The sequence below is a fragment of the Maricaulis parjimensis genome, assembly GCF_016817355.1.
In the GTDB taxonomy this organism is placed as follows: Bacteria; Pseudomonadota; Alphaproteobacteria; order Caulobacterales; family Maricaulaceae; genus Maricaulis; species Maricaulis parjimensis.
On record NZ_JADOTT010000010.1, the window covers coordinates 40280 to 62505 of the forward strand.

Consider the following 22226-nt stretch of genomic DNA (forward strand, 5'->3'; position numbering starts at 1 on the left):
CTTACTCCGTCACTTCCAGACCCATGGAACGGGCGGAACCGGCGATGATTTTCGTCGCCTGGTCCAGATCGTTCGCATTCAGGTCCTTGAACTTCGCTTCAGCGATCTCACGGCACTGCGCCATGGAGACCGAACCAGCCACGGAAGAGCCCGGAGCCTGGCTGCCCTTTTGGATCTTCGCAGCCTTCTTCAGATAGAAGCTGGCCGGCGGGGTTGCGATCTCGAAGGTGAAGGACTTGTCCGAGAAGACGGTGATGGTCGTCGGGATCGGCATCCCTTTTTCCATCTCCTGGGTCTTCGCGTTGAAGGCCTTACAGAATTCCATGATGTTCACGCCGCGTTGACCCAGAGCCGGGCCGATCGGCGGAGACGGGTTTGCAGCGCCAGCCGGCACTTGCAGTTTGATATAGCCGTCGATTTTCTTGGCCATGTCACCACTCCAAAGTTAAAGGCCGCGCCTGTCGCGGCCCCGGTGGGTTTGCGGTACGGCCCGGCATGGACTTGGCGCCGGCACCTCCCGCAGATTTACGCTCAGGCGGTTTTTTCGACCTGGGCGTATTCCAGCTCGACCGGGGTGGCCCGGCCGAAAATATTGATGGCAACCTTCAGGCGGCCATTCTCGTCATCAACCTCTTCCACGACGCCATTGAAGCTCTGGAAGTGACCGTCGATGACATTGACGGTTTCGCCGATCTCGTAGGAGACGGTGGGACGCGGGCGTTCTGCATCCTCTTCCATCTGGCCGAGGATCCGCTTGACCTCATTCTCGGACACCGGGAGCGGCTTCTTGCCGGACCCCAGAAAGCCGGTGACTTTCGGCGTCGAGGTGACGAGGTGATAGGCTTGGTCCGTCATGTCCATCTTCACCAGGACATAACCGGGGAAATACTTGCGTTCGGAGTTGACCTTGCGGCCCTTGCGGACCTCGACAACATCCTCGGTCGGAACCAGGATTTCCTCGAACTTGTCTTCGAGCCCCTGGATCGCGGCCTCAATCTTGATGGCCTCAGCGACCTTCTTTTCGAAGTTCGAATAGGCGTGCACGATGTACCACTTGGCAGACATACAGCCTCCTCCTATGGGCGCAGGGACAGCAGGAAATTCACGGCCGTGCGAATTCCGAGGTCCACACCCCAGAAGAACAGCATCGCGATGACCGACAGGACCAGGACCATGATCGTCGACACGATCAGTTCCTGACGGGTCGTCCAGGTCACCTTGCGGGCTTCCTGGCGCACCTGGGCCAGATACTGGAACGGTCCAGCCCGGCGCTTCTTCGGCGCCGCCGTATCAGCCTTGGCCTGAGCCGGCGTCTTATTCTTCGCGTTCCGCGTCATCAAAGTCCATCTGGCCCCTCAGGGCCCTGTTTTCAATCGGTTCAGGCGAAATGCCTGGCCTAATTCCGTCGAAGCGGCATGGCAGGGGCGGAGGGACTCGAACCCCCGACCCTCGGTTTTGGAGACCGATGCTCTACCAACTGAGCTACACCCCTAGGCCGCGCGCGCGGAATAGCACGGTGACAAGGCCACCGCCACATCCGAAGCGCAGCTGTCTACAATGCTATCGGGGAGATGAAAACAGCTAAATCGCAGATTTGTGCGGTCGTCCGCACACGCCGCGACAGCTTATTCCGCGCGCCGGGCGTCGAGCACCCAGGCCAGAGGCGCCCCCCCCTCGCCCATGGATACCGTGCCGACACGGGTCACAGACAGCCCCCCGGCTGACAATTGCCCGGCCAGTGCGGACATATCTGCCTCGGTCTGAGCGACCCTCAGCATGGACGTCATCCGATGATGAAAAGCGTCCAGTTCCGCCGCCTGTCCGGCAATCCAGGCCTCCAGATCCTCGGTCCGGTAGGCGCCCAGCCGACCGGCGGCAGCCTGGATGTCCTGCACCAGCCGGCCCACAAAATCCCGGGCCGGTCCCGGTGCCGCCGGACCGACTGTCCGGGCGACGGTTTCAAGCGCCTGGCGAAGTGCATCGGCGCAGGCCTGGCCGTCCTCGCGACTGACAGAACCGGAAACGGCCTTCGGGATGGTGATGACATAGTCTCGCATCCGGTCGAGCAGTTCCGCCCCGACCACCGCCTCCAGCACGTCGGCATCCGCCTGACAGGCGTGCTCGACAGCCCCGCCTGCCACATGGACCAGCGCATTAAAACGCCCGCTCGGCCTGACGATCCGGCCGGCTTCGCCGAATGCCGCGGGCCCGGCATATTCCAGGCCGAACTGACTGACGACGACATCAAAACTACTGCTCGCAAAAGGAAGTTGGGCGCAATCCGCCACGGCCGCGTTTGCATCCAGCTGTCCGACGCTTGCCGCAGCGAGGCTGACGGCATCAAGGGAGACATCGCTGACCACGGCATTCAGACGGACGTCCGGCAGCGAGCCTGCGACCCTAGCCGCCAGCTGGAGCACCTCGCCCTCGCCACACGCCAGATCGATCAGGTCGACCTGACCCGACGCCGGCAAGGCATCAGCCAGCACAGCGGACCAGTGGGATTGAAGTCGGCCGGCAGTCCCGGCATCCCGGAACCGGTGCTCGGACCCGGCGGCACGCCCCGTCCAGAACTGTTTCCAGGCCTTTGCCTCGGTGTGGTTTTCAGTGTTGAGCCCCATGCGGGAAGCCTAGGCGGCGGCTTGAAGCCTGACAATGCAAACACCTGCGCTTGCCGTCCCGCATCAGCACAAAAGAAAAGGGCGGGTCAAATGACCCGCCCTTCCCTGATTTGATGTTCTCGCTTCGATTAGAAGCGCAGGCGTGCGCCCATGAACAGACGACGACCGAACGGATCGTACGTGGCCGGCCAGGTGTTGGCCTGCTCGGACGACGTGGAGGTCAGTTCCGGCGGCTGCTCGTCGAAGATGTTCTGGACACCCATCGTGACAGTCGCGGTTTCGCTCACATCGTAAGCAAAGGTCGCATCGAAGTAGCTGTAGGAGTCGATGCTCAGCTCGCGCTCGGAGACCTGACCAACGAGGGAACCCTCGATGTCCACGCCACCGTTGTAACGCCAGCGCAGGGAGGACGTCAGAGCACCCCAGTACCAGCTCGCCTGAACGACGTGCTTGTATTCCGGGGTCGGCTCGCCGCACTGGCCGCCGAAGAGGCCTTCGCACGAAACGTAACCGGCGATGACAGACGTCTGGTAGCCGTTGTCGAGCGTGAACGTGGAGTAGTAGTTCACAGCGAACGAGCCGAGGTCCGAAGACAGGCCCATTTGCTCGGCATCCCAAGCATAGTCGGCGCGAACGTCGACACCTTCAGCCGCGAAGACGGCCAGGTTGGAAGACGTCAGTTCCGGCATGAACGGGTTCGCCATTTCACCGGTGGACGGGTTACGAGCACCGTTGAAGAAGTCGCACGACGTGGAGATGTCCTGGATGTAGCACTCGTCCAGCAGGTTTTGCAGGGACGGAGCCGCAATCGCGTTCTCGATCTCGATGTCGTAGTAGTCGACTTGCAGGGTGAAGCCAGCCAGGAAGGACGGCTGCCACACAGCACCGATGGTGAAGGTGTCAGCGGATTCTTCCTGAACGTTCGGGTTACCACCGAACAGGGCTTCGATCTGAGCGTTCGACTGGAACGCCGTTCCAACGGCAGCAGCCGGAACACCGGTTGCGATACAGTTGGCGTCGATCGTGGCCGAGGAGTAGGAACCCAGACCGCCGGAGCACGGGTCTTGTGCACCCGGGAAGCCGTTGGTGGCCGGAGCGAACAGGTCGCTCACGTTCGGCGCACGGACAGCGCGGTTGAACTGAGCGCGGAAGCGCAGATCTTCAACCGGCTCCCAGCCGAAGCCAGCAGCGTAGGTCTGAGCCGTACCGATCGTGGAGTAATCCGAGAGACGGAAAGCGCCGGTGAAGTTCAGGCTTTCGATACCCGGACGGTCCGTGATGAGCGGCACGTCGACTTCGGTGAAGAACTCGTAGACGTCGAAGGAGCCTTCGATCGGCAGCGACTGGTTGAAGCCGCGAACATCCGGGCCGAGCACGGAGTCCGGACGGATGGAGGCGCTGTTCTCACGGTATTCAACACCGAAGACCAGAGCCGGAGCGACGTTCGCCATCGGCGAAGCCATGTTCTCCAGCGTGCCGGAGATCGCAGCAACAGCCTGGGTGGCTTCGATCACGTCGATCTGGGCACCCGTACGAGCGATGAAGTCAGCAGCGGCAGCGGAAACAGAGTCCGGGCCGTTGAAGACGTCGAGAGCCGGAGCCGTACAACCGCTGGCGATGGCCGTCGGGCCGCCGTCGCAGAGCAGAGCTTCCTGGAAGGCCGACACGGAAATGTTGCCGGACAGGATCTGGGAAACCGACGAGCGCGAATAGTTGTAGAACGCGTCGTAGGACCAGTTTTCGCTCAGATCGCCGCGGAAACCGAAGACACCCTGGAAGGTGTTCGTGTCACGCAGCGAGTTACGCGTGGAGATTTCCTGCATACGGCGGTTGATGCGAATATCAGCCGTACCGTCACCATTGTTGGAAGCGGCGTCAGCGGAGATCAGCGCGGCCAGAGCCGGGGACAGGAACGGGTTGTCCAGGTTGATCGTCATGCCGAGCGTACCCGTCGGCGTCGGAGCCAGCTGGGAATCGACCACGTTGTTCGCGAACAGGCCGCGAGCATACATTTCGATGTTGTCGGCGATCTCGTACGTGGCGAAGCCAGAGATCATGTGACGTTCCTGCGGCAGTTGCAGGTAGTTGGTCGGCGCGTAGTTGTACGGCGTCCAAGCAACCGGAGCACCGGAGGTGTCGGTCGTCACGTCAAAGGCAGAACCAGCAGCCGGGCGGATACGCGAACCCGGAATGTTGGAAGAACCACCCGGATAGTAATCCGTGGAACCCGGACCGTTCGACCACCAGGCCTGCTGCGAGAAGGAGCGGGAGCCCTGGAAGACAGCTTCACGGTTGGTGTAACCGAAGTTCAGCACGGCATTACCACGACCATTGTCGAAGTTACCGCCAACCGTAACGGTCACGTCGGTGATGGCAGCGTCGCCTTCTTCGAGGGAGAACTCGTGCGAAGCCGAGAACTCAACACCTTCGAAGTCATCACGCAGGATGAAGTTCACAACACCGGCAACAGCGTCAGAACCGTAAACGGCGGACGCACCACCGGTCACAACGTCGACGCGCTCAACCATGGCAGCCGGGATGTTGTTCAGGTCGACGACCTGGTTGGCACCGGCGCCAACCATGCGCTGACCGTCAACCAGGACCAGCGTACGCGTGGTGCCCAGGCCGCGGAGCGACACGGTGGCCGTACCGTTACCCGGGTTGTTCGACGTAGCGTCGAAAGCCGGGATCAGCTGCGGCAGCGTGTTGAGAAGGTCTTCGGTGTTGACGACGTTGTTCAGCTCGAACATTTCCTCGTCAACCGAGGTGATCGGGCTCGGCGCCACGGTGTCGGTACGCTGAATGCGGGTACCGGTGATGACGACGATGTCGTCGTCCTGTGCCATCGCCGGCGCGGCCGCAGCCATGCCACCGATAAGCGTGCTGGCCATCAGGCAAGCTTTAAGGGAAGTCGGTCTCACTCTTAATCCCTCCGAGTAAGGTTGGTATGGGAAGCCCGCCCCTTCACGTTTGAAGGCAGAATCCCCCGCTCGGCGGAGCTCACGTTTCTCCGCCTTATTTGCAAAGTACCCATGCGAATAAGGAAGGGTCAATGACACGGGACTGTCACAAGCGGCCCCGGAGCGCCATTCACGCCGCACTGTTGCGATTTTGCCTCAGACCTATCCAGAAGCTCTCGAAAAAGCACGCATTCGCTTTCGATTTGCCACCCTGCTCACGATTAGCCGGGCAAATCGTGCGTCAAACGGGCAAAAGGTCGAAAGGTGCTGTCACGCGCACCTCATCCGCCTCGAAAGGCTCCACGCCATGCCACATATAGGACGGGAAAAGGATGGCTGACCCGGCCTCGGGAAGGATGTAGCGCTCGGCATCCAGCTCAAGTCCGGCCACGCCCGGCACACCCAGGCGCAACCAGCCGGCCCGCTCACCTTCGGCCACCGCCTGGGGCACCTGCACATAATAGCTGGCACTGATCCATCCGGCCGGATGGATATGATCCACATGCCCGCCGCCGGAGGTGAGCCGTACCGACCAGGCGCCGGTCAGCTTCAACTGATCGGACTTGCGGCACAGGAAGGGATGGTCCGGATCATCCGGCAGTTCCGACACGAATCGCTTCGCCATGTCGAGCAGGGCCGTGCCCAGGGCCTGAATGACCGGGTCATCGACATCCCACAAGCGCCCCGGCGACTGGGTCCCGCCGAACAGGGTCTGCTCGATGGGCTGCACGCGAGTGGAATGAAGATGTTCGATCCGCGCAGCGAGTTCCGCATTGAACGCGTCCAGCGATTGGAAACCAGGCGGGGTTTCAATGAAGCGCTTCGCCGTCAGCAGGTCGTAATCATAGAATCGCTTGTAGCGCTCATCGCCCAGACACCGCCAGGCCGTGACCTGCAGGGCCACATGTTTCTGCAAATGCTCCGCTGGCGGCACCGCATCCAGTGCCTGTTCCGCCTCATCATACCGGCCAGCCGCCAGACAGGCTTCCGCCAATTGGTGACGGATCGCAAAGTCCTTCCCGTCCGACATGTCCAGAGCCGCACGGATTTCATTGATGGCGATGCCCGGATCACCGAGCTTGCCGAGAATCTCCCCCCGCAGCGCCTTGGCATCCGCATGTCGCGCATCAAGCGCCAGCGCTTCGCTCGCCGCCTCCAGGGCCGCCTCCGGCCGGCCGGTTCGCATCAGGACACGCGCTCGCGTATGGAACAGGTCAGCCGTGGGTTGCTGCGCGAGGGCCTGGTCCAGCACGGCGGTGCTCCCCTCTCCCTCACCCATTTCCCAGAGCAGGCCCGCGAGATCACGATGAATGTCTGCCCGCTGTGGCGCGCAGGAAACCGCCTGACGGTAGGCCTCGCGGGCTGCTTCGGTCTGGCCCAGAGTGCGCAGGGTGTGACCGCGCTGGAAATGGGCCTCGGCAAGACGGGGGGCGAGACGGCAGGCTTCCTCAAGATCCGCCAAAGATGCGTCAGCCTGGTTTCGTCCGCGCAGCAGAGCGCCCCGGTTGATTCGTGGCATGATCACGCCTGAATTGGCAGAAACGCACTGGGAATACGCTTCAAGTGCACCGTCTTCATCGCCTTGGTGGGTCAGCACAATGCCCAGCCCGTTGAGCGCTGCTGTGTGGCCAGGTTGTTGCCTGATTACCGCCTCGAAGGCCGCCGCCGCCTCTGAAAAGCGGCGCAGATCAGTCAGGGTTATCCCCATATTGACGCGCGCATCAGCAAAGCTCGGCTGTTTTTCCAGAGCCGCTTCGTAGGCTGCCAGTGCACCTTCCAAATCACCGGCCCGCCGTTTGAGATTGCCCAGATTGCTCAGCACGGCATGGGGCTGGCTGTGCCGGACAGCCGCTGCCTGGAAATCTGCCAGGGCTCCTTCAAACTGCCCGGCCCTGCCCCGCGCCAGGCCTCGAAGGTGCAGGGCTTCAGGCTCTTGCGGATATTGCGCAAGAATCGCATCGAGGCGCGCAATCGCCTCTTCCGGGCGCCCCTGCTGCAGCAATTGTGCTGCAATCTGCAGCTCGCGCATCATTGCGAACCCCGCCCCATCATGCGCGACAGGAAACTCTGCTTGGGCGTTCCCACGCCACCGCTTGAAGGCTCCGCCGCATCCGCGCCGGTCCAGGCACCGGTCTCCGGATCAACCGGATAACCAGCCAAGGCCTGCTGGAAGCCCTCCAGATGCGCTGCATAGGGTGTTGTTGAATCAAGATGGTCAGCTGACGGCGGCTTGCGCACCTGCACCGCGCTGAAGGTCATTACAGCACGGTCCGCCTCGTAATAGCGCAGGCATTTCTCATCCCAGGCAAGGCCGCAGCGCTCGACGACATGACGCAGCTTCGGTTCAAACTCCCGGACCAGCTCCTCGTATTGGAGCGGGGTCACCCAGTCCGGATCAGCCTTCGCCCAATGGGCGCCGAGGCGCGCCTGTTGGGCATAGACATGAGCGATGTCGTCAAGGTCATGGGCGTAGGGCCACATGCGTGAAAAATTGCGGCGATAAATGGAAAAAGCCACTTCCACGGGCTTGCGGCGGATATGGATCACCGGCGAGTCCGGGAAAATCCGCCGCATCAGGCCTACAGCAATGAAATTGGCCGGCTGTTTGTCCGTCACCCATTTCGACCCCGTCAGGCCGTAATCGCGATACTGGGACAGATAGCGCCCACGCCAATGGGCCAGCCTGTCTTCGGGAATATCACCACCAGACCAGCCGGTCTCCCGCGCCCACCGCATGAAGTCCTCGAACAGCGAGGGCATCATGCTCAGCTCACCGCCGGCAATCACATCGTCATGCGCGGCAATCGCCGCTTCGATCAGCGTTGTACCCGAGCGTGGCATGCCCACGATGAATAGCGGCTGCTGCTCCAATTCACGCCTGGTCGAGATTGAAACCGGGCCGGGAAAGACCTGTTCCAGCCAGCCGGAGCGCCGTTCCTGCTCGGCACGGTCATAAGCCGACACAATGGCACCATTGTGCTGCAGCTTCTTGGTCTCATTGGCCCGATCCCAGGTACGGAATGCCTCTTCATGGCGCTTGCGCCGGTGATAGGCATCGCCGAGGGCGAACAGGCCGATCGACAATCGATCCGCAGGCTGGCCCGGCTTCTCGACCTCGATTTCCAGCTGTTCCAGTTCCGCATCCGTCAACCGGCCGCCGGTAACTTCGGACAATTGGCCATAGGCTTCGAAATTGCCCGGGTCGATCTCCAAGGTCCGCCGGCACATCCGCGCCGCCTCGTCCGTATCCCCCATGAAGGTGAGGATGCGGGACAATCCGAAACAGGCCTCCGCGCAAGCCGGGTCGATGGCCAGCGCCGTGTCGAAGGCTTCCCGCGCGCCCTGAAAGTCCCGCGTCCCCAGAACCAAGCGTCCCATTGCCGCCCAGTTCTCGGCCGTCCCGTCCGCGTCGACGACAGGCTGGAAGACGCGCACGGCGCGCCGGTAGAGACCCTGCTGGCCCAATCCCATCGCCAGCGCGCCCATGGCCTCCAGATCTTCCGGTGCCTGATCGAGCCAGGCCTGGGCCGTCTGGGCGAGGACGTTCCAGTCGCCGGCATGACGGGCAAGTTCGGATTTCAGACGCAGCACATCCAGCGTTCCGGCAAGCCCACCCCGCTCCGCCACTTCGAGCGCGGCATGCGTTCCGGGCAAGTCCAGCTGCTCCATGCACGCGCCGGCCAGCCGCAGTGCGACCTGGGGTGCGGCGGGATGATCCGGTTCGGCCTCAAGCGCCTTGCCGAGCGCGAAGGCGCAAGTTTTGAAATCCATCTGCTTGCCGGCGAGGTCGCCATATCGCCCCCACGCGTCGAACCGGTCAGGAGCAAGTTCGCTGGCCCGCCGGGCTGCTTCCACACCTCCGGCCAGATCACCCTGCGCTTCCAGCTGCACGGAACGATAGAGATGGACGAGAGGCTCAGCCCCGTCGGCCTGCTCGGCTTGGTCGAGCATCTTCCGACCGGTTTCCACATCTCCGGTCTCGATGGCGCAGATGGCCATGATGCTCATGGCCGCCGCATTCCCGGGCTGCTCCTGCAACACCGCCTGACACAAGGCCCAGGCGCCGCGAAAATCATCCGCAAGTCTGCGTTGGGCTGCCTCGGCGAGACGCGGATCCTGCATCAGCTTTTCCGATAGGGTTGATCATTACGGAACCAGCCCGTGATCTGGTGCCGTGACCCGCCCGCGAAGGGCGAAACCGGGCTGACGGAATGGACTTTCCGCCCGTCGAAGATCGACAACACGTTGAAACGCGGCAGGAAGGCGCGCGAGATGTCCATATTCTCGTCCAGCAGCATCAGCAGACCACCCCAATCAGGCTGCCAATTGCGCGTGAAGCCGAATGTGTAGGCCGCCACCCGCTCCTTGTCGTGCCCCTCATCGACATGACGGGTCAGGAAATGCCCACGCGAATAGCGCGTGGCCTGGGCGTCCGCCTTGGTCACGACCGGTGCCCCTGTCACCTGACGGCCGAATTCGAGAAATTCCGGCGAGTTGAGGAATTCCGTAAGACCGTGGATCGGGTGTCCCGCATCCCAGCCAGACGTATAGGCCTCGATCATCGGATAGGCATCATAGAGATAGCCGTAATTGTCGCGGGCACGCTCCATGACATGCGCCAGCTTGCGACCGACACCGTCCCGGCCCAGCTGCATCATGTCCTGCTGGGTCAGCTGAACGACGCGCTCACCACCCGGCGCAGACGGATCCGCTTCCACGAACACCATGCGCCATTGCAAGTGCCGGCTCAGCAGCCCCTCGATCTCATTCGCGAGCTCCGGCTCCAGCACGTCCGGGATCTGCACCAGCTGATCCCGAGCATAGATTTTCGCCCAGGGTTCCGGGTCGAGCGCAGGATTGAGACGGAGTTCGAGCGTAGTGGTCATGATTACTCAACGCGATCGCTTGGATGGCCCAAACTGGTAAAGCCGGCACCCGGACCTGTCCAGATCACAGCCTGCGATGCGACGCTGGGGACGCAGGCAAAAAGAAAGCGGCGTGCCAAGGGCACGCCGCTTCCCAAATCCGGTATCGCGAGTGTCTTACTCGACGATTTTGGAGATCGTATTTGCCCCGAAGGGCGAGAAGGTCCGGGGGACCTTCTCGAAAATGCGGGCCGGTGCGCCCAAGCTAGCTTGGGCACGCCGTCGTTTTTCGAAGATTACTCTACAATCTTCGAAACAACGCCGGCGCCGACGGTGCGACCGCCTTCACGGATAGCGAAGCGCAGCTTCTCTTCCATGGCGATCGGCGTGATCAGCTCGACATTCATTTCCACATTATCGCCCGGCATCACCATCTCGGTGCCTTCCTTCAGCGTCACGACGCCGGTCACGTCGGTCGTGCGGAAGTAGAACTGCGGACGGTAGTTCGTGAAGAACGGCGTGTGACGGCCACCCTCTTCCTTCGTCAGGATATAGGCTTCAGCCACGAACTTGGAGTGCGGCTTGATCGAGCCCGGCTTACACAGAACCTGACCACGCTCAACGCCTTCACGGTCGATACCGCGAAGCAGGACGCCGACATTGTCACCCGCCTGGCCCTGATCGAGCAGCTTGCGGAACATTTCAACGCCCGTACACGTCGTCTTCTGCGTGTCGCGAATACCCACGATCTCGATTTCTTCGCCGACCTTGACGATACCGCGCTCAACGCGACCCGTCACAACCGTACCCCGGCCAGAGATCGAGAACACGTCTTCGATCGGCATCAGGAAGGGCTGGTCAATCGGACGATCCGGCGTCGGGATGTACTCATCCACAGCCGCCATCAGCTCAAGGATCTTCTCCTTGCCGATGTTCTCGTCACGGCCTTCAACAGCCGCCAGAGCCGAACCCGCAACGATCGGAATATCGTCGCCCGGGAAGTCGTAGGAGGACAGAAGTTCGCGAACTTCCATTTCCACGAGCTCCAGAAGCTCTTCATCGTCGACCTGGTCAACCTTGTTCAGGAACACAACCAGGGCCGGAACGCCAACCTGGCGGGCCAGCAGGATGTGTTCACGCGTCTGCGGCATCGGGCCGTCAGCAGCGTTCACAACCAGGATCGCGCCGTCCATCTGCGCCGCACCCGTGATCATGTTCTTCACATAGTCAGCGTGACCCGGGCAGTCCACGTGCGCGTAGTGACGGTTTTCCGTCTCATACTCAACGTGAGCCGTCGAGATCGTGATACCGCGCGCCTTCTCTTCCGGCGCCGAGTCAATCTCGTCATAACCCTTGGCCGTGCCGCCACCGGCCTCAGCCAGAACCATCGTGATCGCAGCCGTCAGCGTCGTCTTGCCGTGGTCAACGTGACCAATCGTGCCGATGTTCGCGTGCGGCTTGGTGCGCTCAAACTTTTCCTTCGCCATCGATCTTACCTCATGCGATGTCGATCTGGAGACGAATGGCCGATCGACTGAGTGGTGGTACAAAAGGATGTGAACACATCCAAATTCAGTGCGGGCCTGATACACAAGGAATTGCCGGCTAGGCAAGCCCGAATGCAGACTGACGCCTGCTGCGGGGAAGCGCGGGACGATTCACGCATCCGGCAAAGGCCGATTTCCGGTACGATTTACCGCGTCGGCCGATCGCAAAAACAGGCCGAACCCGTCGTCGCAGCGCTTGAGAAAACGCCCGCAAAACGTTTCCCCACCACGTGAAAACATTACGAACGGACAAAAATACGTGTGATTTCAAGTAAATAGAATTTACGCATTCGGGTTTTTTGCTTGCCTAGCGCAAATCCTCCTGCCTAGGGTTTGCCGACAGGCAAAATGAGGCCCGACACCATGACGCTGATCCGTCAGATTGAACCGGCCGCCGCAACCCGGATCGCCACGGCCCGGATAACCGGCATGGCCCACCATCTTCCGTCCAGAATTCTCGAATCGAAATCTGTGGACCAACGGTACGGAAAACCGGACGGCTGGCTGGAAAAACTGTGCGGGGTCCGCTCGCGCAGCATCGCCGCGGAAGCCGACACTCAAGAAAGCATGGCTGTGGCGGCTGCCCGCGCGGCAATCCGGCAGGCCGGCATCGGCACCGACGACATCGACCTTCTCCTGTTCGGAGCGGCCGTCGGACGCCAACCCATTCCCGCGACTGCCCCCCTCATCAAACGCGAACTGGGCCTCTCCCACCTGAGCTTTCCGGCCTATGACGTCAACGCAACCTGCCTGAGCGCGCTGGTCGCGCTGGATCTCGCGAATCTGCAGATCGCGTCGGGCCGGGCCCGTACCATTCTGGTCGTCACCTCCGAGATCGCGTCCCGGGCTCTGCCATGGGACAGCGATCCCAAAACAGCAGGCCTGTTCGGAGACGGTGCGGCCGCACTGGTTGTCTCCTCCGATGCCCCCTCCGTCGAAGAAACGTCGGGCGTCTCGCTACACTTGCGGGACTTCTTCATGGAAACCTATTCGGAGGCCTATGATTGCTGTGCTCTTCCATCTGGCGGAACGCGGTACGACTTTCACCAGGACCCGGGTCAGTTCGCCGAGAACGCCTATTTCCGGATGGACGGCCCAGGCTTGTTCGGCCTGACAGCCGCCAAACTCCCTGACTTCCTCGATACACTCCTGAACCGCCTGGGATGGTCGCGTGAGGACGTCGACTTGATCATCCCCCACCAGGCATCCCCGCTCGCGCTCACCCATATGGCGCGACGCAGCGGATTTGCCCGTGACCGAATTTTCAACCAGGTCGCCACGACCGGAAATCTGGTTGCCGCCTCACTGCCAGTCGCCCTCTCAAGCGCCCTGTCAGAAGGCCGAATCTGGCCCGGAATGAAAATTCTGATGATCGGCACATCGGCCGGCGTATCCCTGGCGGGTGCCGGACTGGAGAGCTGACACGATGCGCATTCTTCTGTCCGGCGCGACGGGCTTTCTTGGCGGGCATTTGCTGCGCCGGCTTCATCAGGACGGACATTCGGTGATCGCCCTGGGGCGCAACAAGACACGGCTTGCTGAGCTGGCAGGGCTCGCGGATGCGTGCTTGCTCCATGATCTGGCCGACGGCATTCCGGATGGTGTTCCCAGCGTAGACGCCGTCATTCACGCTGCCGCACTCTCAAGCCCTTGGGGGAGCCGCGCTGCCTTCCAGCGCGCGAATGTCACCGGGACCGAGACCATGATTGCTCTTGCCCGCCAGTGCAGTGCCCGGCGTTTCGTCCTGATCTCCTCGCCCAGCGTCTATTTTAAATTTGCCGATCAGCACGCCTTGGCCGAAGCCAGCCCATTACCGCCACCCGTGAACGCCTATGCCGCCACGAAACGGCAGGCCGAAAAATTGGTCGAGGCGGCCACAGACCTCGACCCCGTGATCTTGCGTCCGCGCGGGCTGTACGGGCGCGGGGATACATCCCTGCTGCCGCGATTGCTCAAAGCGGCCCGGAACGGTCCCCTGCCCCTGATGCGGGATGGCAAGGCCGCGACTGACCTGACGCATGTCGAGGACGTGGTTTCGGCGGTTCTGGCAGCGCTGGATGCTCCGTCCAGCCTGCCGCAACGTGTGTTCAATATCTCAGGCGGCCAAGCCCTGAAGATCCGGGATGTCGCTGAGGCCGCAGCCCTTCGAAGCGGGATCTCACCAAGATGGCGGCGCCTTCCCGTCACCCCCGTTCTCGCCGCGGCGCGTCTGGCCGAATGGAGTTGCCGGCTTGCTCCAGGCCAACCGGAGCCGCCCGTCACGGCGTATGGCGTCGGCCTGTTCGCCTATCACCAGACACTGGATCTTACGGCAGCGCGTACCTGGTTGGGCTGGAACCCTCAAATCGATTTCGAGACCGGGCTTGCCCTCACTTTCTCTCAGGAGGCGGCATGATCGAGGAACTCCGCTTTCCCAGTTCCGCGACGGTTCGGGCTCCGGAACGTCTCGTTCTCAAAGGCGGACGAAGCGACTGGATCGATATTCCCGTCCGTTACGGTGTCTTCCGACACGCAAAAGCGGGGACCTGCCTGATCGATACGGGATATTCACGACGGGTCACGGCAGGCCGCCGGTCCTTGTCGCTCAATATCTACAATATGCTTCTGCGGCCGCGCCTGACGCCAAACTGCCTCCCGGATGCCGTCCGGAATGTCGATACAATCCTGATCACGCATTGGCATGCCGATCACATATCGGCGCTGCTCGACTATCCGGAGGCACGGATCATCGCAGACCGGAAGAGTCTCGACCATTACCTCCGCGTCGGCGCCTCGCGTTTGCGCCATGGCGTGTTCGCCGAACTCTTGCCGGACGGGCTTATCGACCGGATCGATGATCTCGCCAGCCGCCCACAGAAAGAAGCGCCGCTTGGCTTGGGCGCTGGACTGGACGTGTTTGGCGACGGCTCTGTCTTTGCGATTCCGCTGCCCGGGCACATGCGTGGTCACACCGGCTATTGCTTTGCCCGAAGAGACCGCCCTCTGCTTTATGCGGCCGACGCCCAATGGCTGGAGCAGGCTGTCATGGAAGACCGGTTGCCGGGTGCTCCGGCGAGCTGGGTTCTCGATAACGAAGCCGCCAACCAGGATACTGCCCGGCGTATCCGCGCCTTTGCCGAGTCTGGAGGCGACGTCGTTTATTGTCACGATCCCGTCGTACCTCCCTGTCTGGATCGGGAGGCTCTTCCGGAATGAGTTCCGTGTTCGCTCAAACCCGGATCATGGCGGCTTATGCGCGCGCACGATGGCAGACAGCGCGCCTGAAAACGCGTGCCGATGTGGAAACCTGGCAGGAGAAGCGGCTTGAGCGTTTCCTGTCCGGACCGGTTGCACGGGTCGCAGCGTATCGGGACATGGCCGGACAACCGCTCAATGCGTTTCCCCTCCTCGACAAGGCGGCGCTCGTGGCGCGCTACGACGGGTTCAACCGAATGGGACTGACCTGTGCCCAGGCACGGCATGCCTGGTCCGAAGGCATATCCCCGAAGGGCTATGCAATCGGCGCCAGTACCGGCACCAGTGGCAATCGCGGTTTCTACATTGTGTCCGATGCCGAACGCTATGCCTGGCTAGGTACGATCCTGGGCCGCGGCCTGCCCGGGTTCTGGAGAAACAGGCTCAAGGTCGCGGTCATGCTGCCGGCCAATAGCCGCCTCTACGACGCTGCCAATGAAAGCAGACGTCTGGCGCTTCGGTTTTTTGATCTTCACGATGGCGTTGAGGCGCAGGCGAAGGCGGTGGAAGACTGGCTGCCGGATGTTCTCGTTGCCCCGCCAAAAGTCCTGCGTTTGCTGGCCGAGCGCCGGTCTGACCTGGCGCCCCGGCATGTCTTCTCCGGAGCAGAAGTGCTCGACCCCAAGGACCGCGCCCTGGTCGAGGGCCGCTTTTCAACCGTCGTGCGGGAAATCTACATGGCCACGGAAGGACTGTTCGCCATCGCCTGCCCGGCCGGGACGCTTCATCTGCTGGAAGACTTCATCAAGTTCGAATGGGATCCGGATCCGGGCGGTGGCAATCTGCGCGCTCCGATCATTACAGATTTCACCCGAAGAACGCAGACAATGGTGCGCTACCGGATGAATGACCTTCTCGAACTGCAAGAGGAAGCCTGCTCCTGTGGCTCCCCCTTCACGGCGGTGAAGGCGGTTGTGGGCCGGATGGATGATGTCCTCCGACTGATCGGTCAGGACAGACGTGCGGTTCTGGTCACGCCGGATATCATCCGCAATGCCGTTGTCGATGCTGACGCCCGGATCGACGACTTCCGCGTCATTCAGCGTGCGGACGGACAGGTTGAGTTGAGCCTGCCTCGAGCTCGGGCCGAGGCCCTGCCGGCAGCCCGTGAGGCGCTGGTGTCCTTGTTCTACGCCCTGGGAACGAGGACACGCGTCGAGGCGACAGCCTGCGACCTGCCTCCGGCTGACAGTCGCAAACTGCGCCGTGTAATGCGGGAAACCGCGTGAAGATCTCGATCCAGACCTTGGGCACGCTGGGCGATGTCATGCCATTTTTGACTGTGGCCAAAGCCCTGCAGGCCCGCGGCCACAGCGTCAGCGTGCTGGCACCGCGGGATCATTCTGAAACCATCCAGGCATGGGGTGTGGACGTCGCCGAACCGCCCGGCTTTTCCGTGGCTGACTGGATGCAGGAAGCCGAGGCCCGTGGAACCCTGTCCGGACCCTTCAGTTTTTTCCGGGACTGGCACGAGATGATCGAGCCGCATGCCCTTGATGTCCTTGATCGGTCGATTGATGCTGCGGGGCAGGCTGAGCTTGTTTTGGCCAATCCGATCGCGATGCCGGCCCGGATTGCGGCAGAACATTGTCGCAATCCTCTGGTTCTCATTGCGCTGCAGCCGGTCATTACGCCGTCGTCAGCCCTGCCCTGTGCCATGATCGCCCGCCAGGGGCTTTCCGGGCCCGGCAACAAGGCCAGCTATATCGCCGTGGCAGGGGCTCTTGCCGGTCTGGCCAGCGTTTTGGGACGGGAGAGACAGCGGCTTGTGCCCGAACCCAGGCCGGCCTTCTGGCGGCTTGACCGGCATCTCGGCCGCCCCCTGCCCCGGATTACCGCCCTTCCCGCCATATTCGGCATCAAGCGCCCGGACGATTTCACGGCCTCGGACCATCTGGTCGACTATCCCCCCCTGCAATCCTCCAACGGCCTTGACCCGGCTCTGGAAGCCTTCCTGAAAGCCGGACCAGCCCCGCTCCATGTTTCACTGGGCTCCATGCCGACCCGGGAGGTCGCCCATGCCCTGCCAGTCTGGCTTGAGCGGATAGAAAGATCCGGTCACCGCGCCATCTTGTCCACCAGCCTGGCCGGCCGGCCGGCGGGGGGGATGGGTGTGCATTTCGTTTCCGGGCCCGCGCCGCACGACCGGCTTTTCCCGCATTGTTCGGCGGTGATCCATCACGGGGGAGCCGGCACTTTGGACACGGCCGCGCGGGCCGGCGTGCCGCAGATCATCTTGCCCCAAGTGCTCGATCAATTCTGGAATGCCCGGCAATTGGCAGACACAGGCGCCGGCATCATCTTGCGCAAAAAGGATCACACAGCCGAAAACATCGATGCCGCCCTGCAAACGATCCTGTCGGACAGCGTCCAGGACACCGCGAGACAGGCGGCCGAACGGCTCAAAGCCCGGGCGTCGACGGCGGAGCTTGTTTCGCTCATCGAGGCGTATGGCGTCGCACGCTGATCCAGCGCCAGACGAAAATGGCCAGCATGCCGAGCAGGTTGGCAAACACGATCAGGGCGAGCGCATGCTGCTCGACGAAGGCACCGAGATCGCCGCCAGCCAGATCGATCCCGGCGGCCAGCATCCAGCCATACACGACGAATTGCCCCACCCCGATCAACACACCCAGGAATGAGCCGAGCGTGAAACGGGACCAGGACGCGCTCAGGCTGCCGGCCAGGGCCGGTGTGATCCAGGCGACCGGTCCCAGCAGCCGGCTGATGGCAACAAACAGGACCAGGCGGGCTGTCAGCCCGGCCCGCGCCCGGCGATAGGCCTTGCGCCGTCCGGACCGGGCAAGCACGAGTTTTTTCAAGGGTGTCGCCGCTCTCCGGCCACCCCAATAACCGGCCTGATCGGCCAGGAAAGCCCCTGCGAACACGGCCAGTACCGGCCAGAGCGATCCCGTTTCCTGAACCAGATTGCCGGCCAGGACAAAGAAGACTTCCCCGAAGACGAAGAGACAGGGCCCCGGCAGGGCGTCCAAGAACGCCCCGGCAAAGAGGACCAGAAGCACAAGACTGTCCGGCGCTGATTCCAGTACACCTGTCATGGCCAGAGCATAGGCGGCAAAAGCCGGTCCCGATACTCCGTCCCCGGCCAACCACGAAAATAGCGTGATGGCACAAACCGGAATGATTTCAGGGGAGTTATGGAGCGGGTAGCGGGAATCGAACCCGCATCCTCAGCTTGGAAGGCTGCTGCACTACCATTGTGCTATACCCGCCCTGAAAGAGCGTCCGACACTTGGCCGGATCGTGGTGTTTAGCCAATTCGAACCAAGGCGTCGAGAGGGCTGATGCGCCTGACCATTCTGCCGGATGTCGGGAAATGGTGGAGGGGGCTGGATTCGAACCAGCGTACGCTATGCGGGCAGATTTACAGTCTGCTGCCTTTAACCACTCGGCCACCCCTCCAAGGGTGTCTTCGCTCCGGACATAACCGGCTGAAGAAGCTCCTGCAACGAAGTCTCTCAGCTTTCCTTCAGCCGTGTTAGGACACGCGAAAAGCGGGCAGAGCCCCGAAACAGGAGCGCGGACTATAGTGACGAAGAACCCAAGGCGCAACAGCCCGAAACGGGCCGATTACAGCCGCCGCTCCAGGCCTGCTGGAACAGGCGATTCCGGCTGGATCTGGGGCCGCCACGCCGTGCTCGCTGCGCTGGCCAATCCGAAACGGAAAATCATCGAGCTGCGGGTGACGCGCAATGCCGCCCGGGATCTGCCGGAGGGTGTCCAGGCCCAGACGGTCGAGCCGCATGCGATCGACAATGATCTGCCGCCCGGGGCCGTTCACCAGGGATTCGCACTCAAGGCAGAAGCGCTGGAACCGGAACCGGTCAGCGCCGTCACAGATCCGACCCATGGCCTTGTCCTTGTGCTCGATCAGATCACGGACCCGCATAATGTCGGCGCCCTTCTGCGTTCGGCCGCCGCTTTCGGCGTCAGGGCCGTGGTGATGCAGGATCGCAAGGCCCCGCCCCTGTTCGGGACGGTTTGCAAAAGTGCCGTGGGAGCAGCAGAGCGTGTGGCCCATGTCCGCGTGACGAATATCGCCGACACTTTGCTGGACATGCGCAAGGCTGGACGGACGGTTCTGGGCCTGGCAGGCGAAGGCGAAACCGAGCTGGCAGACGCGCTGGCCGGTCCCGACAAACAGGGATTGGGCCCGGGCGTGGTTCTGGTGATGGGTTCGGAAGAGAAGGGTTTGCGACCGCGGGTGGCAGAGGCTTGCGACTGGCTTGTCCGCATCCCCATGACCGGTGATGTGGAGAGTCTCAATGTCTCCAACGCCGCAGCTATCGCCTTGTATGAAGCAGCAAAATGGCGCCCGGTGAAACACCGGGCGCCCGCTTGAGAGGCACGCTAGCGCGGGGGCTGTGCGCTAGTCTGTGCTGCCCACTCGAAGGATGGACCGGCCATTACGACGCCAGTCGATCGCACCTTCGATTTCCTCGATTTCCACATCGCCGCCGCCGCTTTCGCGGACGGTGACATTCACGGCCGTGCCGCGGAAGGCGATATCGCCGGAGCCGTTGATGCGGGCTTCGAACGGTTCAGCGCGGCCGCCGCGGACCAGAACATCGCCGGAGCCGGAGATGGAGGTGGAGAAGGCGCCATTCACCGCGTCCGCCTCGACATCGCCAGAGCCGGAAATATCGATTTCCAGAGCAGCCAGACGGCCCAGTTCGATGTCACCGGAACCATTGATATCAATGGCCGTGGCACCGCCGACATTGCCAGCATCGATATCGCCGGAGCCGTTGATATCGATCTCGGCATCCCCGGAAATATTGCCGGCATCAATATCGCCGGAGCCGTTCACATTGAGCACGGCATCGCCGCCAATCCCGCGCAGATCGACATCACCGGACCCGTTGATGCGGATGCTGGCATCGCGCGCAATATCGCCGGCGGAGAACTTGCCGCAGGAATTCATCGACAGGTCGATCGAACCGAGATCCCCGGCTTCACCGACGAAGGCACTGTCATCGATGGAGAAATTCACAGAGGCCGGAGCCGTGATGATGAGAAGCGGATATTCATTGATCGAACGGGAGCTGGTCCAGCGGCCGATGAAGACCTCGTCGCGGCGGGTGCGGCAATTAAGATTGCGCACGCGCTGACCGCCATCAATGGCCACGCCATTGCCGGATGCCGTCATCATCGGGTCTTCCGCGGCATCCCCCGGATTTTGCACCTGGACCTGAAGCGTCGACCCGCCGGTGCGGACCTCCACACGGCCGATGAAATTCTCGATGCTGACACTGTCACCATCAAAGCTGTTCTGCGCCACCGGCTGGGCCGAGGCGGTCATGGCCAGGGCGCCGATACCGGCCAGGGTTACAAGGCCACCCGTGATCAGTTTCACACTCATTTTGATCCCTCCAAGATCGCTTTCCCCCTGTGATGCCCGGGAGGCACCGATTGGATGCAGTCATGACGCAGTCCGGCCGACGAGGCTGTGTCTGCACAATGACGATGGTGTAATCTTGGCAGGAAAAATCCGGAGGATAAGCGGGACGCTTCAAGCCTGAATACCGCCCGCAAAGACCGCTTATTTTAATGAAATAGCGCCCAAAACACTGTCGGAACCCGCACAGGACGGGTGTCCGACAGGTCCAAAACCGCACTCATCCGGTATCAGACCGGTATCAGCGCGGCCTTAGAACTGACCCGAAACCCACTCAAACCGGAATCAGGACAGCCCCAGGACTGTCCGGACCCGATCAGCCCGGCCAGAATTCGAAGACGAGCGTCGCGATCGGCGTGCCGATGGCATAGCCGAGCACACCGACCAGCACGCCCGGCGTGACCAGATCCTTCCAGCCTTTCGCGGCGGCCAGGGCCGGTGCCGTGGTGGCACCGAGAATGGCGGCGTTGGAGGCGGTGATCAGTTCCGGCAGGGAGAGCCGTGCCAGGGAGCCAACACCGAAGAGGACCACGGCGTGCACGACCAGGAGGATGCCGATCAGCGGCAGCAGGATCGGGGCCTGGGAGATGAGCGACATGACGTCGGCGCCCGCGGCGATCATGGCGAAGAAGACAAAGGAAATGCCGATCCCGATCTCATAGCCACCGGACAGGCGGCCCATCGTCTTGGGAAAGGCGGTCGCCGGGATCAGGGCCAGGACCGAGATGATGGCGAATTTCCACTTGCGGCCGGCATCATCCCAGATCGCATCAAGCTGGTCGGCAATCAGGCTACCAATGGCCACGATGACCAGCGCATAGGCGAGCGAGAGGGTGAGCGAGGCCGGGGTGATCGGGTCTTCTTTCTCCATCTGCACGCCCTCGCCGGAATGATCGACCGTCTTGAAACGGCGCGACAGCCAGGCCCAGCCCGGCAGCAGGGCGAGCAGCATGAGGAAGAAGCCGGAATAGAGATTGTCGACGGCGGTCATGGCGGACGCGAAGCTGGGATCAGCCTCGCCCAGACCGGTCGAACTCATCAGGGCGCCATAATTGACCGAACCGCCGATATAGGTGGCGGTGAAAGCGCCCACGGCCGCGGCTTCGCGCGTGCCCAGATCCGCCGCAGCCGTTCCGGCCGGATAGTCGGGCAGGCCGATGAGGGCAAAGGCGATCACGGCGCCCAGAACTGTGCCCAGCGAGGCGATCATGAAAGCGCCCGCCATGCGGGAGGTCTCGAAAAAGATCTTGCGCAGATCCGCCTTCATCAGGAAGAGCGGGATCAGGACCGGCACGAAATAGGTCCAGACGAAATCATAGGCCGGTGCGCTGGAGGGGATGAGGCGGATATTGGAGGCCAGAATGGCCAGGAAAATCGCCATCACCGTACCGGTGACCAGTTTGCCGATCTTCGTCTTCTCCAGAAGGAAGGCGAGCGCTGCAATGGCAAACAGGGCGGCCATCACCGCCAGATGGTTGTCAGCCGGAATCAAGGACATGGATTTCCCCCTCACATGGTCGCGGCGCACGGTAGTGAATGGGGGGCGGAGTGGCAATTGACGGGGGTGTGATGGAGTGAAC

Annotated in this window: 18 protein-coding genes and 3 tRNA genes; 6 read left to right on the forward strand and 15 right to left on the reverse strand. The window is 62.2% G+C overall.

Annotation, left to right across the window (positions count from 1 at the left end; all coding sequences use genetic code 11):
• Nucleotide 1 precedes the first annotated feature (1 nt).
• The 10 genes from rplK to tuf all read right to left on the reverse strand — a co-directional run bounded on the left by rplK (nt 2) and on the right by tuf (nt 11933).
• The gene (gene rplK, locus I0K07_RS14415) at nt 2–430 is read right to left on the reverse strand and encodes a 50S ribosomal protein L11 (protein ID WP_203294626.1); all 429 of its coding nucleotides are present in this window, start codon (nt 428–430) and stop codon (nt 2–4) included.
• A 101-nt stretch (nt 431–531) separates the two neighbouring features.
• Nucleotides 532–1065 carry a transcription termination/antitermination protein NusG gene (nusG, locus tag I0K07_RS14420; protein WP_203294628.1) on the reverse strand — a complete coding sequence of 178 codons (534 nt, stop codon included), beginning with the start codon at nt 1063–1065 and terminating at the stop codon, nt 532–534.
• An 11-nt stretch (nt 1066–1076) separates the two neighbouring features.
• Nucleotides 1077–1337 (reverse strand): preprotein translocase subunit SecE, encoded by a 261-nt coding sequence (gene secE / locus I0K07_RS14425; protein ID WP_203294630.1) that lies wholly within the window; start codon nt 1335–1337, stop codon nt 1077–1079.
• Between the two features lie 79 nt (nt 1338–1416).
• Nucleotides 1417–1492: transfer RNA gene (locus tag I0K07_RS14430), tRNA-Trp, on the reverse strand.
• 133 nt (nt 1493–1625) lie between these two features.
• Nucleotides 1626–2621: a class I SAM-dependent methyltransferase gene (locus I0K07_RS14435; protein ID WP_203294632.1), complete on the reverse strand. Its 996-nt coding sequence runs from the start codon at nt 2619–2621 to the stop codon at nt 1626–1628.
• Nucleotides 2622–2749: 128 nt separating this feature from the next.
• Complete coding sequence (locus tag I0K07_RS14440) at nt 2750–5512, reverse strand: TonB-dependent receptor domain-containing protein (protein WP_203294634.1); 2763 nt, start codon at nt 5510–5512, stop codon at nt 2750–2752.
• Between the two features lie 310 nt (nt 5513–5822).
• The gene (locus I0K07_RS14445) at nt 5823–7613 is read right to left on the reverse strand and encodes a tetratricopeptide repeat protein (RefSeq protein WP_203294636.1); all 1791 of its coding nucleotides are present in this window, start codon (nt 7611–7613) and stop codon (nt 5823–5825) included.
• Entirely contained in the window at nt 7610–9703 is a 2094-nt protein-coding gene (locus I0K07_RS14450; protein WP_203294638.1) for a tetratricopeptide repeat-containing sulfotransferase family protein, read from the reverse strand. Before I0K07_RS14450 ends, I0K07_RS14445 begins: the two co-directional genes overlap by 4 nt.
• Nucleotides 9703–10467 carry a 2OG-Fe(II) oxygenase gene (locus I0K07_RS14455; protein ID WP_203294640.1) on the reverse strand — a complete coding sequence of 255 codons (765 nt, stop codon included), beginning with the start codon at nt 10465–10467 and terminating at the stop codon, nt 9703–9705. The genes I0K07_RS14450 and I0K07_RS14455 overlap by 1 nt, the downstream gene beginning before the upstream one ends.
• Nucleotides 10468–10742: 275 nt before the next feature.
• Entirely contained in the window at nt 10743–11933 is a 1191-nt protein-coding gene (gene tuf, locus I0K07_RS14460) for an elongation factor Tu (protein WP_203294614.1), read from the reverse strand.
• A gap of 423 nt (nt 11934–12356) precedes the next feature.
• Between tuf and I0K07_RS14465 the strand changes: the two genes are divergently transcribed.
• From I0K07_RS14465 to I0K07_RS16070, 5 genes are read left to right on the forward strand one after another with little or no spacing between them, the layout of a single operon-like run.
• Complete coding sequence (locus tag I0K07_RS14465) at nt 12357–13415, forward strand: 3-oxoacyl-ACP synthase III family protein (RefSeq protein WP_203294642.1); 1059 nt, start codon at nt 12357–12359, stop codon at nt 13413–13415.
• A 4-nt stretch (nt 13416–13419) separates the two neighbouring features.
• Nucleotides 13420–14388 (forward strand): NAD-dependent epimerase/dehydratase family protein, encoded by a 969-nt coding sequence (locus I0K07_RS14470; protein ID WP_203294644.1) that lies wholly within the window; start codon nt 13420–13422, stop codon nt 14386–14388.
• On the forward strand, nt 14385–15188 hold the full coding sequence (locus tag I0K07_RS14475) for an MBL fold metallo-hydrolase (RefSeq protein WP_203294646.1): 804 nt from the start codon (nt 14385–14387) through the stop codon (nt 15186–15188). Before I0K07_RS14470 ends, I0K07_RS14475 begins: the two co-directional genes overlap by 4 nt.
• Nucleotides 15185–16456, forward strand: coding sequence for a F390 synthetase-related protein (locus tag I0K07_RS14480; protein WP_203294648.1), 1272 nt, complete (start codon nt 15185–15187; stop codon nt 16454–16456). The genes I0K07_RS14475 and I0K07_RS14480 overlap by 4 nt, the downstream gene beginning before the upstream one ends.
• Nucleotides 16453–17694 carry a nucleotide disphospho-sugar-binding domain-containing protein gene (locus tag I0K07_RS16070; protein WP_203294650.1) on the forward strand — a complete coding sequence of 414 codons (1242 nt, stop codon included), beginning with the start codon at nt 16453–16455 and terminating at the stop codon, nt 17692–17694. Before I0K07_RS14480 ends, I0K07_RS16070 begins: the two co-directional genes overlap by 4 nt.
• Here the strand turns inward: I0K07_RS16070 and I0K07_RS14490 are convergent.
• The 3 genes from I0K07_RS14490 to I0K07_RS14500 all read right to left on the reverse strand — a co-directional run bounded on the left by I0K07_RS14490 (nt 17666) and on the right by I0K07_RS14500 (nt 18650).
• Nucleotides 17666–18286, reverse strand: a complete 621-nt coding sequence (locus tag I0K07_RS14490) for a DedA family protein (RefSeq protein ID WP_203294652.1) — start codon at nt 18284–18286, stop codon at nt 17666–17668. The genes I0K07_RS16070 and I0K07_RS14490 overlap by 29 nt on opposite strands.
• 100 nt (nt 18287–18386) lie before the next feature.
• Nucleotides 18387–18460, reverse strand: a tRNA-Gly gene (locus I0K07_RS14495).
• 105 nt (nt 18461–18565) lie between these two features.
• Nucleotides 18566–18650 (reverse strand) — tRNA-Tyr (locus I0K07_RS14500).
• A 127-nt stretch (nt 18651–18777) separates the two neighbouring features.
• Here I0K07_RS14500 and rlmB point away from each other — a divergent pair.
• Nucleotides 18778–19590, forward strand: a complete 813-nt coding sequence (rlmB, locus tag I0K07_RS14505) for a 23S rRNA (guanosine(2251)-2'-O)-methyltransferase RlmB (protein ID WP_338041075.1) — start codon at nt 18778–18780, stop codon at nt 19588–19590.
• 27 nt (nt 19591–19617) lie between these two features.
• Here the strand turns inward: rlmB and I0K07_RS14510 are convergent, their stop codons facing one another.
• Entirely contained in the window at nt 19618–20610 is a 993-nt protein-coding gene (locus I0K07_RS14510) for a GIN domain-containing protein (RefSeq protein WP_203294656.1), read from the reverse strand.
• A gap of 352 nt (nt 20611–20962) precedes the next feature.
• Nucleotides 20963–22144: a DUF819 family protein gene (locus I0K07_RS14515; protein WP_203294657.1), complete on the reverse strand. Its 1182-nt coding sequence runs from the start codon at nt 22142–22144 to the stop codon at nt 20963–20965.
• Between the last annotated feature and the right edge of the window lie 82 nt (nt 22145–22226).

Coding starts and splice junctions, on each gene's coding strand:
- rplK (WP_203294626.1), bottom strand. CDS start 430: ATGGCCAAGAAAATCGACGGCTATATCAAACTGCAAGTGCCGGCTGGC.
- nusG (WP_203294628.1), bottom strand. CDS start 1,065: ATGTCTGCCAAGTGGTACATCGTGCACGCCTATTCGAACTTCGAAAAG.
- secE (WP_203294630.1), bottom strand. CDS start 1,337: ATGACGCGGAACGCGAAGAATAAGACGCCGGCTCAGGCCAAGGCTGAT.
- I0K07_RS14435 (WP_203294632.1), bottom strand. CDS start 2,621: ATGGGGCTCAACACTGAAAACCACACCGAGGCAAAGGCCTGGAAACAG.
- I0K07_RS14440 (WP_203294634.1), bottom strand. CDS start 5,512: ATGGCCAGCACGCTTATCGGTGGCATGGCTGCGGCCGCGCCGGCGATG.
- I0K07_RS14445 (WP_203294636.1), bottom strand. CDS start 7,613: ATGATGCGCGAGCTGCAGATTGCAGCACAATTGCTGCAGCAGGGGCGC.
- I0K07_RS14450 (WP_203294638.1), bottom strand. CDS start 9,703: ATGCAGGATCCGCGTCTCGCCGAGGCAGCCCAACGCAGACTTGCGGAT.
- I0K07_RS14455 (WP_203294640.1), bottom strand. CDS start 10,467: ATGACCACTACGCTCGAACTCCGTCTCAATCCTGCGCTCGACCCGGAA.
- tuf (WP_203294614.1), bottom strand. CDS start 11,933: ATGGCGAAGGAAAAGTTTGAGCGCACCAAGCCGCACGCGAACATCGGC.
- I0K07_RS14465 (WP_203294642.1), top strand. CDS start 12,357: ATGACGCTGATCCGTCAGATTGAACCGGCCGCCGCAACCCGGATCGCC.
- I0K07_RS14470 (WP_203294644.1), top strand. CDS start 13,420: ATGCGCATTCTTCTGTCCGGCGCGACGGGCTTTCTTGGCGGGCATTTG.
- I0K07_RS14475 (WP_203294646.1), top strand. CDS start 14,385: ATGATCGAGGAACTCCGCTTTCCCAGTTCCGCGACGGTTCGGGCTCCG.
- I0K07_RS14480 (WP_203294648.1), top strand. CDS start 15,185: ATGAGTTCCGTGTTCGCTCAAACCCGGATCATGGCGGCTTATGCGCGC.
- I0K07_RS14490 (WP_203294652.1), bottom strand. CDS start 18,286: ATGACAGGTGTACTGGAATCAGCGCCGGACAGTCTTGTGCTTCTGGTC.
- I0K07_RS14510 (WP_203294656.1), bottom strand. CDS start 20,610: ATGAGTGTGAAACTGATCACGGGTGGCCTTGTAACCCTGGCCGGTATC.
- I0K07_RS14515 (WP_203294657.1), bottom strand. CDS start 22,144: ATGTCCTTGATTCCGGCTGACAACCATCTGGCGGTGATGGCCGCCCTG.